Source organism: Ancylobacter dichloromethanicus (assembly GCF_018390645.1).
GTDB classification, from domain to species: domain Bacteria; phylum Pseudomonadota; class Alphaproteobacteria; order Rhizobiales; family Xanthobacteraceae; genus Ancylobacter; species Ancylobacter dichloromethanicus.
Genome location: NZ_JAHBGC010000052.1, coordinates 41346 through 56941, shown reverse-complemented (window position 1 = coordinate 56941; position 15596 = coordinate 41346). Strand labels below are relative to the sequence as shown.

At 70.3% G+C, this 15596-nt stretch carries 14 protein-coding genes; 11 read left to right on the top strand and 3 right to left on the bottom strand.

Annotated features, from left to right (window positions below; translation table 11 throughout):
• Positions 1–15: 15 nt before the first annotated feature.
• On the bottom strand, positions 16–396 hold the full coding sequence (locus tag KHC23_RS21400) for a 4a-hydroxytetrahydrobiopterin dehydratase (RefSeq protein WP_213375579.1): 381 nt from the start codon (positions 394–396) through the stop codon (positions 16–18).
• A gap of 136 nt (positions 397–532) precedes the next feature.
• Between KHC23_RS21400 and KHC23_RS21395 the strand changes: the two genes are divergently transcribed.
• From KHC23_RS21395 to KHC23_RS21370, 6 genes are all read left to right on the top strand, one after another.
• Positions 533–1573 (top strand): beta-ribofuranosylaminobenzene 5'-phosphate synthase family protein, encoded by a 1041-nt coding sequence (locus KHC23_RS21395; RefSeq protein WP_213375577.1) that lies wholly within the window; start codon positions 533–535, stop codon positions 1571–1573.
• Between the two features lie 88 nt (positions 1574–1661).
• Complete coding sequence (locus tag KHC23_RS21390) at positions 1662–2558, top strand: NAD(P)-dependent methylenetetrahydromethanopterin dehydrogenase (RefSeq protein ID WP_213375575.1); 897 nt, start codon at positions 1662–1664, stop codon at positions 2556–2558.
• A complete protein-coding gene (locus tag KHC23_RS21385) occupies positions 2524–3687 on the top strand; it encodes an ATP-grasp domain-containing protein (protein ID WP_213375573.1) in 1164 nt (387 codons plus the stop codon). The genes KHC23_RS21390 and KHC23_RS21385 overlap by 35 nt, the downstream gene beginning before the upstream one ends.
• Positions 3688–3694: 7 nt before the next feature.
• On the top strand, positions 3695–4666 hold the full coding sequence (gene mch, locus KHC23_RS21380) for a methenyltetrahydromethanopterin cyclohydrolase (protein WP_213375571.1): 972 nt from the start codon (positions 3695–3697) through the stop codon (positions 4664–4666).
• Positions 4663–5571, top strand: coding sequence for a RimK family alpha-L-glutamate ligase (locus tag KHC23_RS21375; RefSeq protein ID WP_213375569.1), 909 nt, complete (start codon positions 4663–4665; stop codon positions 5569–5571). The genes mch and KHC23_RS21375 overlap by 4 nt, the downstream gene beginning before the upstream one ends.
• Positions 5568–6392 (top strand): triphosphoribosyl-dephospho-CoA synthase, encoded by an 825-nt coding sequence (locus KHC23_RS21370; RefSeq protein WP_213375567.1) that lies wholly within the window; start codon positions 5568–5570, stop codon positions 6390–6392. The genes KHC23_RS21375 and KHC23_RS21370 overlap by 4 nt, the downstream gene beginning before the upstream one ends.
• Here KHC23_RS21370 and KHC23_RS21365 read toward each other — a convergent pair.
• Complete coding sequence (locus KHC23_RS21365) at positions 6382–7089, bottom strand: HisA/HisF-related TIM barrel protein (RefSeq protein ID WP_213375565.1); 708 nt, start codon at positions 7087–7089, stop codon at positions 6382–6384. The genes KHC23_RS21370 and KHC23_RS21365 overlap by 11 nt on opposite strands.
• Positions 7090–7110: 21 nt before the next feature.
• Between KHC23_RS21365 and KHC23_RS21360 the strand changes: the two genes are divergently transcribed.
• The 4 genes from KHC23_RS21360 (at position 7111) to pepN (ending at position 12348) form a co-directional block, all read left to right on the top strand.
• A complete protein-coding gene (locus KHC23_RS21360) occupies positions 7111–8082 on the top strand; it encodes an ATP-grasp domain-containing protein (protein WP_213375564.1) in 972 nt (323 codons plus the stop codon).
• Positions 8079–9122 (top strand): hydantoinase/oxoprolinase family protein, encoded by a 1044-nt coding sequence (locus KHC23_RS21355; RefSeq protein ID WP_213375562.1) that lies wholly within the window; start codon positions 8079–8081, stop codon positions 9120–9122. Before KHC23_RS21360 ends, KHC23_RS21355 begins: the two co-directional genes overlap by 4 nt.
• Positions 9123–9152: 30 nt before the next feature.
• Positions 9153–9530, top strand: coding sequence for a dihydroneopterin aldolase (gene folB, locus KHC23_RS21350; protein WP_246544846.1), 378 nt, complete (start codon positions 9153–9155; stop codon positions 9528–9530).
• Between the two features lie 169 nt (positions 9531–9699).
• Positions 9700–12348, top strand: a complete 2649-nt coding sequence (pepN, locus tag KHC23_RS21345) for an aminopeptidase N (protein ID WP_213375560.1) — start codon at positions 9700–9702, stop codon at positions 12346–12348.
• A gap of 95 nt (positions 12349–12443) precedes the next feature.
• Here pepN and fae read toward each other — a convergent pair whose 3' ends face one another.
• Positions 12444–12983 (bottom strand): formaldehyde-activating enzyme, encoded by a 540-nt coding sequence (gene fae, locus KHC23_RS21340; protein WP_213375558.1) that lies wholly within the window; start codon positions 12981–12983, stop codon positions 12444–12446.
• A gap of 405 nt (positions 12984–13388) precedes the next feature.
• On the opposite strand from fae, the gene KHC23_RS21335 reads away from it, so the two are divergent.
• Complete coding sequence (locus KHC23_RS21335) at positions 13389–15593, top strand: PAS domain-containing sensor histidine kinase (RefSeq protein ID WP_213375556.1); 2205 nt, start codon at positions 13389–13391, stop codon at positions 15591–15593.
• Positions 15594–15596: the final 3 nt, after the last annotated feature.

Below are 15596 nucleotides of genomic sequence, written 5' to 3'. Positions count from 1 at the left end.
CAACTACCTGATCAATCAATCGTATTTGATGTAGGCGAAGCGCAGGTCGCCGCGCGGCGTGCCTTCCAGCGCGCTGTCCGGCTCGCCCCCCGGCTGCCAGCCGACGACCTCTTCGATCTTCTTCGCCAGTTGAAAATCCCGCTCGGTGATGCCCTTGGCGTCGTGCGACATCAGCCGCACCTCGACCCAGGCATAGGAGGCGGTGATGTCGGGATGGTGCCAGGCTGCCTCGGCCAGATGGCCGACGGCGTTGATCACCATCAGCGTGCCCTTCCAGCTCGACGTGCGATAGGTGCGTCGAATCCAGCCGTCCTGCAGCTTCCAGTGCGGCAGATCGACGGCAAGGCGTTCCTCCACCTCGTTGTCGGTGAAGGTTTTTTTCGGGTCCAGCGCCATTTCCTGGCGTCCTCCTGGCGGCGTATGCCCGTTCTGTCGCGGGCGGCATTTACTGATTCGGTAGCACGCCCGCGCCGCATCCGGCAAACCCGGAAATCATCACCCGGCTTGTCCCCGACGCCCTCCGGGTCTTACCATGGCGTTCGAGGAAACGCTGGTGAACACCACGACACGTCAATTCCGCACCGCGAGCGAGCAACTGGACCGGGCGGCGGTGCGCATCACCGCGCCGGGCCGGCTGCATCTGGGATTCCTCGATCTCGCCGGTACGCTCGGCCGCCGCTTCGGCAGCCTCGGCATCACCCTCGACCGCCCCTCCACCGTGGTGCGCCTGCGCCGCGCCGGACGGCTCGTCGCCAGCGGGCCGGACGCTGGCCGGGCCGTGGCGGCGGTGGAGAAGGCGGCGGCCCGCTTCGGCCTCGACAAGCGGGTGGAAGTGGTGGTCGAGGCGGCGCTGCCGCCCCATTCCGGCCTCGGCTCCGGCACCCAGCTCGGGCTCGCCGTGGCGACCGGGCTGTGCCTCATCAACGGGCTCGACATCTCCCCGCGCGAGATTGGCGCGGCTTTGGGTCGCGGCGCCCGCTCGGCCATCGGCATCGGCGCCTTCACCGAGGGCGGGGTGATCCTCGACGGCGGCAAGAAGCGTGGCTCGGAGGCGCCCCCGCCCGTTCTCTCGCGCCTGCCCTTCCCCGAGAACTGGCGCATCCTGCTGGTATATGACCAAGGCCATCAGGGACTTAGCGGCATCGAGGAAGTGCAGGCGATGGAAGGCCTGCCACCTTTCGCCGACACGCTCGCCGGGCACATGGCGCGGCTGGCCGTGATGGTCGCGCTCCCGGCGCTGGCCGAAGGGGATGTGGATTATTTTGCCGCCGCCGTGGGCGAAATGCAGCGGCTGCTCGGAGAGCACTATGCGAGTGCACAGGGGGGCCGCTATACAAGCGGTTCCGTCGCCGAGGTGATGGATTGGCTTGAGGCGCGCGGCCTGCGCGGCCTCGGCCAGAGTTCCTGGGGTCCCACGGGTTTTGCCATTCTCGGCAGCCCCGAGGAGGCCGACCAGCTTCTCAGCGAGGCCCGCCTCCGCTTTGGCGACCGGCCCGCTCTGGCTTTCGACTGCGCCCGCGGCAGCAATGCCGGGGCGCGGGTCGAATGGCTTGCCTGCGTCGAGCAGTGCTAGCGACGGTTTTGGCGTAACGCCCGCGTCGCTCCCTCATCTTCCGCACGAGAGGCCGCAAGGCCCGATTCTGACCTAGGGAACGCACGCAATGGCGGATATCGCCCCCATTCTCCACATCATCTCGCCGCTTCGCCATGTCAGCCCGTTCGACGTCAACATGGCGGTCGATGCCGGCTACACCACCATCCTCCCCTATTCCGGGGTCACGCTCGACGAGGTCGGCGACCTGACGCAGGACATGATGTTCTCGCGCCATCCCGACGCCGCGCCCCGCACCGGCCTGTTCATCGGCGGCAAGGATGCGGGCCTCGCGCTCGACATGGCCAACAAGGCGAAGAGCGTGCTGTTTCCGCCCTTCGAGATTTCCGTCTTCGTCGATCCCGCCGGCTCCTTCACCACCGCCGCCGCCATGGTGGCGGAAGTGGAGCTGAAGCTGCGCCCTACCCGCCCCGAGGGGCTGAAGGGCGTGAAGGTGCAGGTCTATGGCGCCACCGGCGTGGTCGGCGGCATTGCCGGCGTCATCGCCGCGCAGGCGGGCGCGCAGGTGACGCTGGTCAGCCACCGCGACATCGAGGCGGTGGAGACCAAGGCGCGCGACTTCAAGCAGCGCTTCGGCGTCGACCTCGCCAGCGCCACCGGCAAGAGTGAAGACGGGAAGCGCGCGCTGGTCACGGATGTCGAGGTCGTGCTGGCCTGTGGCCGCGCCGGGGTGGAAATCCTCTCCGCCGACGTGCTGGCCGAGGCGAAGCACCTCAAGGTCGCCGCCGACGTCAACGCCGTGCCGCCCTCGGGCATTGCCGGCATCGACGCCCATGCCAACGGCACCCCGCTCGCCCACGGCGCGCTGGGCATCGGCGCGCTGACCATCGGCCATCTCAAATACCGCGTGCAGCATGAACTGCTGGAGCGCATGCGCGTCGCGCCGTCGGCGATGACCATCGGGTTCGAAGATGCCTTCCTCCTCGCGCGATCCCTCACGGCCTGAGGGCAAAGCCGATGTCGTGCTTGTCGGCATCGCCGCGCGCGGACTGGCCGCCTCCGCCCGCCGCGCCGGCCTGCGTGCGCTCGTCCTCGACCTGTTCGCGGACACCGACACGCAGGCACTGGCGCATCGCGTCGTCCGGCTGCGCCGCCGCGGCGGGCTCCGCATCGACCCGGACGACCTGCTGGAACAGCTCGCCCGCCATGCCCGGCCGGACATTCCGCTCGTGCTCGGCACCGGGTTCGAGGACGCGCCGGACCTGGTCTCGGAGCTGGCGCGCCGCTTCCGGCTGGTCGGCAGCGCCGCGCCCACGCTTGCCCGGCTCAAAGACCCGTTCCGCTTCGCACGATTGCTGGCCGAACTCGATATCCCGCACCCGCGCATCTTCACCGGCAGCGCGCCGGACAGCGTGCGGTTGTTGGAAAAGCGCGTCGGCGGCGCCGGCGGGGGGCATGTCCGCCCGGCGGTGCGGCCGCGCGGCGAGGGCTGGTATCTGCAGGAACGGCTGGAGGGGCGCAGCCTCTCCGCGCTGTTCCTCGGCAATGGCCGCGCCGCGCGGCTTCTGGCCTTTTCCGAGCAATGGTGCGACCCGTGCGACGGGGCGCCATTCCGCTATGGCGGCTGCGCCGGGCCGATCGGCATCGACGGCGGGATCGCCCGGCAGGTCGCCGGCGCACTCGACCGTGTCGCGGGAGCCTCCGGTCTCCTCGGCCTCGCCAGCGCGGACCTCATCGTCCAGGCCGAAGGCTGGCACCTCATCGAGGTCAACCCAAGGCCCGGCGCGACGCTGGACATCTTCGACGCGCCGCCGATGCCGCCCCTGCTGCGGCTTCATCTCGATGCCTGTGCGGGCGAACTGCCGGACCTCCCGCTCCTTGTCCCCGGCGCGGGCGTGGCGGCCCGGGCCGCCGGCGTATTTTACGCACCCGCCGCCCTCGCCCCGGGGCCGGATGCGCTGCCCGACTGGGTGGCCGACCGTCCCTCCCCGGGCACGCGCCTCGCGGCGGGGGAGCCCGTCTGCACGGTGTGGGCGACCGGGCACGACCTTTCCGAAGCCCGTGCCGTTCTGGCGCGGCGCATGGATCATCTTCGGTGCGGGCTGAGCATGGCCAGCCGCGCTGCTGCGGAGTAACTCTCCCATGGCAACTCTCCATCTGGAAAACCCGAGGCCGAGCGTGGCCGCACTGGCGGCGCCGCTGGTCGACAACCTCGTCGCCAATGCCCTCGCGCTGCGCCTCGGGGTGAGCCGCAGCCCCTGCGGCGCGCGCCTCGTCGATGCCGGCATCGCCGTGCACGGCGGGCTGGAAGCGGGCCGGCGCATCGCCGAAATCTGCCTCGGTGGCCTCGGCGCGGTGAGCCTCGCCACCAGCGGGCGTTTCGCGCGCTGGGGCACGATGGTCACGGTGACCACCGCCGACCCGGTCATCGCCTGCCTCGGCAGCCAGTATGCCGGCTGGAGCCTGGCGGAAGGCGATTTCTTCGCCCTCGGCTCAGGCCCGGCCCGCGCGCTCTGGGCGAAGGAAGCGCTGTTCGAGGAACTCGGTTATCGCGACAGCGCCGACCACGCCTGCCTGGTGCTGGAAGTCGACAGACTGCCGCCGGACGTGCTGGTCGCGCGGATCGCGGAAGAGTGCGGCATCGCGCCGGACAAGCTGACGCTGATCCTCACCCCCACATCCAGCCTCGCCGGCACGGTGCAGATCGTCGCCCGGGTGCTTGAAGTGGCTCTGCACAAGACCCACGCCCTGCACTTCCCGCTCGACCGGGTGGTGGACGGCATCGGTGCCTCGCCCTTGCCGCCGCCGGCGCCGGATTTCGTCGCCGCCATGGGCCGAACCAATGACGCGACGCTTTATGGCGGCGACGTGCAGCTGTTCGTCACCGGGCCGGAGAGCGAGGCCCGCGAACTCGCCGAAGGCCTGCCCAGCTCCACCTCGCGCGACCATGGGCGCACCTTCGCGGAGATCTTCACCTCCTATAAGGGCGACTTCTACGCCATGGACCCGATGCTGTTCAGCCCAGCGCGGGTTACCGTGACGGCGCTGGAAACCGGCCGCAGCTTCACCTTCGGCGCATTCCACGACGATATACTGGAGCGCTCCTTCGCATGAGGCCGGAACGATCCGATACGGTCGTCATCTTCACCGAGGACGCCGATTGGCACACGCGCCGCCTCAGGGCGGGGATCGAGCGCGAGGGCCTCGAGGTCCTCGTGCTCTCGCTCAACGATTGCGGCTTTGCCATCGGCGAGAGCGCGCACGGCCTCGTGTTGCCCGGCCTTGGCGACAGGCTGCCGGCCGCCGCCTTCGTGCGCCTCATCGCCAAGGGTTCGACCGAGCAGATCACCGCCCGGCTTGGCCTGTTGCACGCGCTCGGCACGCTCGGCGTCAAGGTGATGAACGATGCCCGCGCCATCGAGCGCTGCGTCGACAAGTCGATGACCAGCTTCCTGATCGCGCAGGCCGGCCTGCCGACGCCGCGTAGTTTCGTGAGCGAAAACCGTGCGGCGATGCAGGCGCTGGTCGACGAGGCGCCGGGCGACATGGTGCTGAAGCCGCTGTTCGGCGCCCAGGGGCGCGGCATACGCCGCATTGCTCCCCGTTCGCCCTTGCCCGAGCCCGACAAGGTCGGCGGCATCTATTATCTCCAGGACTTCGTCGCCGCCCCGGGTGCGGAAAGCTATCAGGACTGGCGGGTCTTCGTCATTGGCGGGCGGGTGGCCGGCGCCATGCTGCGCCGCTCGCCGGTGTGGATCACCAACATCCACCAGGGCGCCGTCGGCGTGGCCGCGCCGTTCGATGCCCGCGCCCATGATCTCGCCATCCGCGCCACGGCGGCGGTCGGGGCCGACTATGCCGGGGTCGACCTGATCGAGGACGCGCAGGGGCGGCTCCAGGTGCTGGAGGTCAACTCCATGCCGGCCTGGAAGGGCCTGCAGAAGGCCACCGACACCGACATCGCCGGCGCCCTTGCCCGCCACCTCGCCGAAGCGCTGTCCGTAGCCGTGCCGGCATGAACGCCGAGGCCATCGCGGGCGCCTTCCGCGCCGCCTGCCATGCCGAACTCGACGCGCTGAAAGCGGGCAACGTGCACCGCTTCAGCGCCGGACACGGCATGGAGGTGGCGCATTTCGAGCGGGCGGCGCAGGCGGCGGCGCCATTCCTCGCCGCGCCGGGGGAGCGGGTCGGGCGGCGGATCGAGACCGCGGTGGCGGCCTCGCTGGCGGCAACCGGCCTCAACACCAATCTCGGCATCATCCTGCTCTGCGCGCCGCTTGCCGCCGCCGCCGAGCGGCCGGGGGCGTTGCGGACAAACCTCGACGCGGTGCTGGCCGGGCTCGACCTCGCCGACGCCGAGGCCGCCTTCCGCGCCATCGCCGCCGCCAGCCCCGGCGGTCTTGGCCGGCCGGCCGCGCATGATGTGGCCGAGCCGGCCCGCATCGGGCTCCAGGAGGCGATGGCGGAGGCGGCGGGCCGCGACCGCATCGCCCGGCAATATGTGACGGGCTTCGCGGATGTGTTCGATATCGGCCTTGCCCGCTTCATGGAACTCGCAGGCACCGTGCCGGAGGCCCGCACCGAAGCGGTGCATCTCGCCTTCATGGCCACCTTTCCTGACAGCCACATCGCCCGCAAGTTCGGGCTGGCGACGGCCGAGCGGGTGCGGGCCGAGGCGGCGGAGGTCGCGGCGACCGTCGACTTCCATGCCCCGGCGGAAGCGCGCCGCGCGCCGCTGCACGCCTTCGACATGAGCCTGAAGGCGCGCGGGCTCAACCCCGGCACCAGCGCCGACCTCACCGTCGCCACGCTGTTCGCCGGCGCACTGCTCAGCCCATGAACGCCGCGATGTCCGCCCGCGACAGCCGCCCGTCATGCAGCGCGCTGGCCAGCAGCACGCCGGCGACGCCAAGGTCGGCCAGACGATGAAGGTCATCCGCACCGCGCACGCCGCCCGCCGCATAGACCCGCCGGCCCTGCGCCCGCGCCAGCACGCCGGACAGCCTTTCGATGTCCGGCCCCTGCCCGGCGCCGACCCGCGCCAGCGTCATCACGATCACCGCCTGCGGCCAGAGACCGGCGTCGGCGTGAAGCTCGGCCGGCCCGCGCGGGCCTTCCGCGCCGTAGTCGAGCGAGAGCAGCCCCGCGCCGCCCGCCAGCGCCGCCTCGGCCTCGGCGCGGCCGGCGAGGCTTTCGCTGCCGACCACCGGCCGGCCCGGCCCGTTCGCCACCCGGCGCGACAGTGCCGCCGGGGTGGCCTCGCCGGCATCGACCCACAGGCCGAGCCCGGGATGGCGCGCGGCGAGGCGACCCAGCACCGCATCATGGCCGCTTTTGCCGGCGATGGCGTCGAGATCGGCGATGTAGAGCGTGCGGAAGGCGCCGAGCGCCAGCAGTCCGTCGGCCACGTCGAGCGGGGCGGCGGAGGCGGACAGCGGCGTCTCGATCGGCCGATAGGCCTCGCGGGCGCCGCGCCTTGCATGGACCACCGCACCTCCCATCAGGTCGATCACCGGTATAAGTTCCACGCTGGGCATCCTTTTCGGGCAGATCGTTGAATGTTGGTTTTCGTGGTCGAAACGATCACCGGTGGCGGCCATCTCGGCGCGGCGCTTCCCGCCTCGCTGATAGCGGAAGGCGCGCTGATGCGCGACACGCTGATCGGGGATCTGGAGGACCTGCCGGGCGTGCGGGTCATCACCACTCATGATGCGCGCTTTCCCGCGCCGCCGCGCGGCACCAGCACGGCGCTGCGCCTCGGCGACGATCCGTCGTCGGTGTGGAAGCTGATGGCGCAGCAGGCGGATTGCTGCTGGCCGATCGCGCCGGAAACCGGCGGCATCCTCGAACGCCTGGCCGAGGAGTTGCGCGCGCAGTGCCGCCGCGTGGTGGCGCCGGACGCGGAGACCATCGCGCTGTGCGCCAGCAAGCACCGCACCGCGCAGGTGCTGGCGGCGGCCGGCGTGGAGGTTGTCCCCACCTGGCGCCCCGAAGCACTGCCGGCCGATGCGAGCGGCCCCTTCGTGGTCAAGCCGGATGACGGCGCCGGCGCGGCCGGCATCCACATTCTCCAGCAGGCGCCGCCCTTTTCGCCCGGTCTCATCGTCCAGCCGCTCATCGCGGGCGAGGCGGCGAGCCTCACCTTGCTCTGCCAGAGCGGGCGGACCCATGTGCTGGCCGCCAACCGCCAGCATATGGCGCGCGCGGACGACACGCTGCGCTTCACCGGCGTCACCGTCGGCGCCTTCCCGGTGGACGAGGCGCTGCGCTCCCTGGCCAATCGCCTCGGCGCCGCCCTGCCGGGCCTGCACGGCCTCGTCGGGGTCGATTATATCGCGACGGCGGCGGGTCCGGTGGTGGTGGAGGTCAATCCGCGCCTCACCACCGCCTATGCCGGCCTGCGCCGTGCGCTGGGGGTGAACCCGCTCGCCTTCGTCGCCGAGTTGATCCGCGACGGCGTGGTGCCCGACCTGCCGCATCTGCCGCCCGCCCTTCCCGTCGAAGTCCTGACTGTCGAGGTCCTACCGTGAACAAGATCGCCCGCCTGGGATGGGACGTCGGCGGCGCCCATGTGAAGCTCGCCGCCTTCGGGCAGGATGGCCGGCTGAAGGCCGTGCGCATCGCGCCCTGCCCGGTGTGGAAGGGCGAGGCGCCTCTGGCCACGACCCTGCGCGAACTGCGCGCCGAATTCGCGCCCGGCGTGCCCTCCGCCGTCACCATGACCGCCGAGGGCGCCGACCTCTGGCCCGACCGCCGCGCCGGCGTGGTGGGCACCGCCGCGCTCCTGATGCGCGAACTCGCCGGCGCCCCGCTCGCCCTGTTCGCCGGCCCGGAAGGCTTCGTGCCGCCCGAGCGCGCCGCCGAGCATGCCGATCATATCGGCTCGGCCAACTGGTACGCCACCGCCGCCGTTCTCGCCCATCTGCTGCCCGGTGGCGTGCTGATCGACATCGGCTCGACCACCACCGACCTCATCCCCTTCGGCAGCGACCGGGTGTCCGCACACGGCTTCAGCGATGCCGAGCGGCTGGCGAGCAACGAGCTGGTCTATACCGGCGCCGCCCGCACGCCGGTGATGGCGCTGGCGGCGGAGGCGCCGTTCGAGGGGCGCTTCCTGCCGCTGATGGCCGAGCATTACGCCACCACGGCCGACCTTCACCGCCTGACCGGCGACCTCACCGCGGACGCCGACCTGCACCCCAGCGCCGATGGCGGGCCGAAGACGATGGAGGCCAGCGCGCGCCGGCTGCTGCGCATGGTGGGGCATGATTTCGCGCCGCCCATGCTGCCGAAGGCGAAGGCGCTGGCCCGCCATCTCGCCGAGGCGCAGCTCGCCCGCGTCAATCGCGCGCTCGACGCCGTCGCCTCCGGGATGGAGAGCGAGCCGGAACTGCTGGTCGGCGCCGGTGTCGGCCGCTTCATGGCGGCCCGCCTCGCCGAGCGGCGCGCCCTCGCCTATCTCGACCTCGCCGAGGTGCTGACCGACGACCCCGCTCTCTCCCGCCAGGCCGCCGATTGCGCACCCGCCGTGGCGGTCGGCCTGCTCGCCGCCGCCCTCGCGCCCGCCTGACCCACACAGAACCACACCGGAACCCCGCCCATGTCCGACCGCCCGATGTCCGACCGCGTCTTCCTTCGAGGCGTCGAACTGCACGCCACGCACGGCCTGCTTGAGGAGGAAGCGCGGCTCGGCCAGCGTTTCACCGTCGACATCGACTGGTGGCTGGACGCCGGCGACGCCGCCGCGCACGACAATTACGGGGAGACGGTGGGCTATGAGAAGGTGTTCGCGGTGATCCACGAGGTCTCGTCCGGCCGGCGGTTCCACATTCTGGAAGCCTTCGCGCAGACGATCGCCGAGACCGTGCTGGCCCGCTATCCCCGGATCGAGAAGGTGCGCGTCGAGATCCACAAGCCCTCCGCTCCCATCGCCGGCATCTTCCGCGACGCCGGCGTGGAGATCACCCGCGCCCGCTGACGATGCGGCGCATCCCCCTCGATTCGACTAACCGAGCAAATGACGACCGATTCCCGGCGGCAGGGCGACACCGACGCCCCGGCGCGGGGCTTCCGGTAGCGGCATGGAGGGCTTACGTGTTGGGGAATATCTGTCGAGTAATACTCATCCCGTTTCTGTGGAGTTGATCATGTCGCGCGATGCCGTGCCCCAGCCCGTCCGTCTCGGCGACTATCGGCCACCGGACTGGCTGGTCGACACGGTGCATCTGGATGTGCGCCTGCACCCCACAGCCGCCCGCATCGTGGCGCGGCTGGCGTTGCGGCCGAACCCGGAAGGGCGCGAGGGCTCGCCGATCGTGCTCGACGGCGACGAGTTGAATCTCAAATCGGTCACGCTGGACGGCGCGCCGCTGGCCGGCAGCGCCTATGTCGCCACCTCCACCGGCCTCACCCTGCTGGCGCCGCCGCAGCGGGCGCTGACGCTGGAGATCGAGACCGTCGTCGACCCTTCCGCCAATACCCGGCTGATGGGGCTGTACCGCTCCAGCGGCACCTACTGCACCCAATGCGAGGCGGAGGGCTTCCGCCGCATCACCTATTTCCCCGACCGGCCGGACGTTCTCGCCGTCTACACCACCCGCATCGAGGCCGAGCGCGACGAGGCGCCGGTGCTGCTCGGCAATGGCAACCCGGTGGAGGCCGGCGCGGTCGAGGACACCAGCCGTCATTACGCGGTGTGGCACGACCCGTGGCCGAAGCCGTCCTATCTGTTCGCGCTGGTCGGCGGAAAGCTGGACCGGATCACCGAGGATTTCGTCACCGCCACCGGCAAAACCGTCGAACTCGGCATCTATGTCGAGCCGGGCAAGACCGCGCGCGCCGGCTACGCCATGGACGCGCTCAAGCGCGCCATGCGCTGGGACGAGGAGGCGTTCGGCTGCGAGTACGACCTCGACGTGTTCAACATCGTCGCCGTGGCCGATTTCAACATGGGGGCGATGGAGAACAAGGGCCTCAACATCTTCAACGACAAATACGTGCTCGCCAGCCCCGAGACCGCGACCGATGCCGACTACGCCAATATCGAGGCGATCATCGCCCATGAATATTTCCACAACTGGACCGGCAACCGCATCACCTGCCGAGACTGGTTCCAGCTCTGCCTGAAGGAGGGCCTCACCGTCTTCCGCGACCAGGAATTCTCTTCCGACCAGCGCTCGCGCCCGGTGAAGCGGATCGCCGATGTCCGCCTGCTCAAGGGGCACCAGTTCCCCGAGGATTCCGGCCCGCTGGCGCATCCGGTGCGCCCCTCCAGCTATCGCGAGATCAACAATTTCTACACCGCTACCGTCTATGAGAAGGGCGCCGAGGTGGTGCGCATGCTGAAAACCGTGCTCGGCGACGAAGGCTTCCGCGCCGGCATGGACCTCTATCTCGACCGCCATGACGGCGACGCCGCGACGGTAGAGGACTTCCTCGCCTGCTTCGCCGACGCCAACGGGATCGACCTGACGCAGTTCGCGCTCTGGTACGCCCAGTCCGGCACGCCGCGGCTCGCCGTCTCCGGCCATTGGGACGAGGCCGCCCGCAGCTACCGGCTCGATGTCGCGCAGACGCTGCCGCCGACGCCGGGGCAGAGCGAGAAGCTGCCGATGGTCATTCCGCTCGCCATCGGCCTGGTCGGCCCGGACGGCCGCGACCTGCCGCTCGCCCTCGACGACGGCAGCAATGCCGAGCGCGGCGTGCTGCTCGTCACGAAGCCGCGCCAGAGCTTCGTGTTCCGCGATGTCCCCCACCGGCCGGTGCCCTCGCTCAATCGCGGCTTCTCGGCGCCGGTGAAGCTCTCCAGTGACCTTTCGACGGCGGACCTGCTGTTCCTTGCCCGCCACGATTCCGACCCGTTCAACCGCTTCGACGCGACCCAGACCCTGGCCCTCAGCCATCTGCTGGAAGCGACCTCCGCCGTGCGCGCGGGCGGCGAACAGCCGGCGCCGGACGCCCTCGTCGAGGCGCTGGCGGCAACGCTCGGCGACACCTCGCTCGACCCCGCCTTCGTGGCGCAGGCGCTCTCCATCCCCTCCGAGGCCGACGTCGCCCGCGAGATCGGCGAGGATGTCGATCCCGACGCCATCCACGCCGCCCGCACGCGGCTGCGCCACGCGGTGGGCGAGGCCCTGGCCCCCGCGCTGGAGGCCGTCTATGCCCGCCATGCGCCGACCGGGAACTATTCGCCGGACGCCGCCTCGGCCGGCCGGCGCGCACTGCGCAACACCTGCCTCGATCTTCTGGCCGCCGGCGGCACGGCGAAGGGGATCGCGCGGGCGCAGGCGCATTTCGGCGCCGCCGACAACATGACCGACCGCTTCTTCGCGCTCGCCGTGCTCGCCCATGCCGCGCCCGATGCGCGGGAAGACGCGCTCGCCGCCTTCCACCGGCAGTTTCGCGCGGACCCGCTGGTGGTCGACAAATGGTTGGCTTTGCAGGCCCAGATCGCCGAGCCGCAGACGCTGGAGCGGGTGCGCGATCTCACCGGCCATGCCGATTTCGACTGGAGCAACCCCAACCGGGTGCGCGCGCTGATCGGCACGTTCGCCGGCCTCAACCCGACCCAGTTCCACCGCGCCGACGGCGCCGGCCACGACCTTGTCGCCGGGGCGGTGATGGATATTGACGGACGCAACCCGCAGCTCGCCGCGCGGCTGCTGGCCGCCTTCAAGAGCTGGCGCTCGCTGGAGCCGGTGCGGCGCGCCTCGGCCGAGGCGGCACTGCGCCGCGTGGCCGGAAAACCCAGCCTGTCGCCTGATGTGACCGACATCGTCAGCCGCTCGCTGGACTGACGGCGGCGCTCCCGCGCCCTCCCGGCCCGCAGCGATGCTTGCCGGGAGAGGTTCGGCCGGAAGAGGTTCGGCCGCAAGGGGGCGGGGCCGAAGCTTCAGTACTCGACCACGCCGTCGAGCGCGTAGTGCTTGACCGTCTTGCGGTTGGCGATCAGTTCGTCGACCGTCGGCCTACCTGTCATGGCGCGCTCCAGCGCCAGCTTCATCGCCTCGTAATTGGTGCGGTAGAGGTCGGCCTTGTCGAGATTGGCGTCCTCGGCGCAGCGCGGGTCGAGCCACACCATCACGATCATGCAGAGTTCGTCCGCCTGGTCCTTGGGCAGGATGCCCTCGGCGAGCGCGTCGACGATGGCGTCGCCGATGGCGCCCTGCACCACGCCGCCAAGCAGGTCGACATATTCCAGCGTGTGGATGGTGGCCTTGGTGGTCATCATCGTCGCCGGGCGCACCTGCTGGTTCAGGTCACGCACCACGAACATGCGGGTGTGCCCCTGCACCTGCCCCATCATCGAGGCGAAGGCATGCCCCGCCGGGCCGCGGACCGAGCCGATGAGAACCTCGGGCATCGCGTCGGTGAACTGCCCCTCGGCGGCGAGCACGGTCGCCTCGCCGGTGCGGAACCAGATGTCGCTCATGTGAACCTCTTTATTTCAGCAGCCACCCGCAAACCGGGCAAAAGCGCATAGCACCGGCGCCCGCGCGGCGTCCATGCGGCGCGGCCGCCGCCATGCGACACCCTTCCTGTCACCAGCCGCCACCCACCCAGGCACCCGCGCCACGTCCGCAGGTTGTCAATTCGTTAACTTGACTCCCCGGGACTCTGGACAGGAGGGGGTCGATTCGATTCAAATCGGAGTGATTCGGAGAGATGCGGCACATCGCTCCTGTCTACGTGGGAACGGGTTTTGGGACTTCGGGGGAGGCCGGCGATGGCTCGCGCCAACGCTGCAGGCGCGTCCGTGCGCGTACAAGCCATGCGTGGGCTTGCACGTTCGGTGGCGCGACCTGCGTATCAGCGATTGGTCGACGCCGAGCCCTTCATGCGCAAGGCCGTCCCGGCGCTGATCATTGCGTTCATCGCCTCGGTCGCCATCGCCGCGATCGTGCAGATCAACGCCTACCGTACCGAAGCCATCGCCAAGGCGAAGGACGACCTCGCGCTGTTCGCCGCCGCCATCGCCAGCGAAGCCGGCCGCCAGCCGGCCGGCTCAGTGAGCCCGGACGCGCTGTTGACCAACGCCCTGCCGCCGCGCGCCGCCGAGGATGGCCGCCGCTACGGGCTGATCGACCAGAGCGGCACAGTCGTCGCCGCCCATGATGCCGCCGCTACCGCGGCCGAGCAGATCAGCCAGCTTCTCGCCAATACACAGGCACTTACCATCTTCGCCGAGAATGCCGGCGTGCTCGACGTGGTCATGCCGGACGGCACCGCCGCCCTCGCCACGGTACGCAACCTGCCCAATGGCGCGCTGCAACTGGTCGTGGTGCAGCCGCTCTCCGGCGCGCTGGCGACCTGGCAGTCGGACACCATCCTCACCGTCACCCTGCTGTCGACCACCGGCGCGGTGCTGATGATCCTCGGCTTCGCCTTCCACTGGCAGGCGACCCGCGCCCGCGAGGCCGACGGAATCTACGAGACGGTGCGCGCGCGCATCGACACCGCGCTCTCGCGCGGCCGCTGTGGGCTGTGGGACTGGGACATGGGGCGCGGCCGCATGTTCTGGTCGGAATCGATGTTCGAGATGCTCGGCCACGAGCCGCGCGAGGACCTGATTTCCTTCGGCGAGGTGGCGGGCCTCGTCCACCCCGACGACACCAACCTCTACGACATCGCCCGCGAGATCGCCGACAAGCCCGGCCGCACCATCGACCGGGTGTTCCGCATGAAGCACGCCGACGGCCACTGGATCTGGCTGCGGGCCCGCGCCGAAGTGGTACCCCAGCACAATGGCGAGCCGCCGCATCTGGTCGGCATCGCCGTCGACGTGACCGAGGAGCGGCGGCTGGCCGAGCGCACCGCCACCGCCGACATGCGCCTGCGCGACGCCATCGAGAGCATTTCCGAATCCTTCGTGCTGTGGGACGCGCAGAGCCGGCTGGTACTGTGCAATTCGCGGTTCCAGTCGCTCTACGGCATCGGCGACGCCCATGTGGTGCAGGGCACCGATTTCGAAACCATCGCCTCGCTGGCCCGCCAGCCGGTGGTGCGCATCCCGCTGCGCCCGGAAGACCGGCCGGAGGAAGGCGCGCGGGCGTTCGAGGCGCAGTTGGAAGGCGGGCGCTGGCTCAAGGTCGCCGAGCGCCGCACCAAGGATGGCGGCTACGTCTCGGTCGGCACCGACATCACCGCCCTCAAGCGCCATGAAGAGCGCCTGATGGAGAGCGAGAAGCGCCTCATGGCGCTGGTCGCGGACCTGCGAAAATCGCAGCAGACGCTGGAGATGCAGGCGCTCCAGCTCGCCGAGCTGGCGCAGAACTACGCCGACGAGAAGACCAAGGCCGAGGACGCCAACCGCGCCAAATCCGAATTCCTCGCCAATATGAGCCATGAGCTGCGCACGCCGCTCAACGCCATCATCGGCTTCTCGGAGCTGATGGAGAGCGGCCTGTTCGGCCCGCTGGGCAACGACAAGTACAACGAGTACTGCCGCGACATCCGCGATTCCGGCCGCTATCTGCTCGACGTCATCAACGACATTCTCGACATGTCGCGCATCGAGGCCGGGCGCATGCAGCTCAACCTCCAGCCGGTGCGGCTCGACGAGGTGGTGGCCGACGCCATCCGCGTCATGTCGGTGCGCGCCGGCGAGAAGCAGCTCACCATCGTCGACGATTCCGATGCCGCCGTGGCGGTAGAGGCCGACAAGCGGGCGCTCAAGCAGATCACCCTCAACCTGCTCTCCAACGCCATCAAGTTCACGCCCGAGCAGGGCCGGGTCAGCCTGCGCACGCGCCGCTCCAAGCACGCCGCGCTGCTGGTGATCGAGGACAGCGGCATCGGCATCCCGAAGAGCGCGCTGGCCAAGATCGGCCGCCCCTTCGAGCAGGTGGAAAGCCAGTTCACCAAGACCCACAAGGGCTCGGGCCTCGGCCTCGCCATCGCCAAATCGCTGGTGGAGCTGCATGGCGGCTCGATGCGCATCCGCTCCTCCGAGGGCGTCGGCACCACCGTGGTCATCCGCCTGCCGCTGAACGGGCGCCCCGCGCTGCAATACCGCAGCAGCCGCATGCTGCCGGCCGAATAAGAT

Excerpts from the sequence above, each read along its gene's own strand:
- folB (WP_246544846.1), top strand. The coding sequence starts at position 9,153 with ATGTCCGACCGCCCGATGTCCGACCGCGTCTTCCTTCGAGGCGTCGAA.
- KHC23_RS21375 (WP_213375569.1), top strand. The coding sequence starts at position 4,663 with ATGAGGCCGGAACGATCCGATACGGTCGTCATCTTCACCGAGGACGCC.
- KHC23_RS21390 (WP_213375575.1), top strand. The coding sequence starts at position 1,662 with ATGGCGGATATCGCCCCCATTCTCCACATCATCTCGCCGCTTCGCCAT.
- fae (WP_213375558.1), bottom strand. The coding sequence starts at position 12,983 with ATGAGCGACATCTGGTTCCGCACCGGCGAGGCGACCGTGCTCGCCGCC.
- KHC23_RS21395 (WP_213375577.1), top strand. The coding sequence starts at position 533 with ATGGCGTTCGAGGAAACGCTGGTGAACACCACGACACGTCAATTCCGC.
- mch (WP_213375571.1), top strand. The coding sequence starts at position 3,695 with ATGGCAACTCTCCATCTGGAAAACCCGAGGCCGAGCGTGGCCGCACTG.
- KHC23_RS21385 (WP_213375573.1), top strand. The coding sequence starts at position 2,524 with ATGCCTTCCTCCTCGCGCGATCCCTCACGGCCTGAGGGCAAAGCCGAT.
- KHC23_RS21335 (WP_213375556.1), top strand. The coding sequence starts at position 13,389 with ATGCGCAAGGCCGTCCCGGCGCTGATCATTGCGTTCATCGCCTCGGTC.
- KHC23_RS21365 (WP_213375565.1), bottom strand. The coding sequence starts at position 7,089 with ATGCCCAGCGTGGAACTTATACCGGTGATCGACCTGATGGGAGGTGCG.
- KHC23_RS21400 (WP_213375579.1), bottom strand. The coding sequence starts at position 396 with ATGGCGCTGGACCCGAAAAAAACCTTCACCGACAACGAGGTGGAGGAA.
- KHC23_RS21370 (WP_213375567.1), top strand. The coding sequence starts at position 5,568 with ATGAACGCCGAGGCCATCGCGGGCGCCTTCCGCGCCGCCTGCCATGCC.
- pepN (WP_213375560.1), top strand. The coding sequence starts at position 9,700 with ATGTCGCGCGATGCCGTGCCCCAGCCCGTCCGTCTCGGCGACTATCGG.
- KHC23_RS21360 (WP_213375564.1), top strand. The coding sequence starts at position 7,111 with ATGTTGGTTTTCGTGGTCGAAACGATCACCGGTGGCGGCCATCTCGGC.